Below are 271 nucleotides of genomic sequence, written 5' to 3'. Positions count from 1 at the left end.
CTTCTTCCTGGGCGGATTCGCGAGCCTGAGACCTGATGCGTTTCGCGTCAGCATTTGCCTGCTCGCGAATGGAATGAGCCTCAACGTTGGCCTGCGCCAACGCCTCTTCGCGTTCGCGTTCAGCAAGTGCACGGTCTTCACGTGCCTGTTCAGCAGCATGCAGACCGGCCTCGATGCGCTCCTCGCGCTCATCCATCATCGCGTAGATGCGGGGAAGAGCGAACTGGCCGATGACCAGCCAGATTCCCAGCAAAATGATGGCAGACAGAAA

The 271-nt window shown here is 59.0% G+C and carries 1 protein-coding gene; it reads right to left on the bottom strand.

Annotated elements, in window-relative coordinates:
- A partial coding sequence (locus QP415_RS11840; protein WP_442953489.1) for a F0F1 ATP synthase subunit B family protein occupies positions 1 to 271 on the bottom strand: 271 nt, incomplete at both ends.

This window comes from Pauljensenia sp. UMB3104, from assembly GCF_030217285.1.
Taxonomy (GTDB): Bacteria; Actinomycetota; Actinomycetes; order Actinomycetales; family Actinomycetaceae; genus Pauljensenia.
The sequence above is the reverse complement of the archived record's forward strand: the minus strand, read 5'-3'. Positions and strand labels throughout refer to the sequence as shown.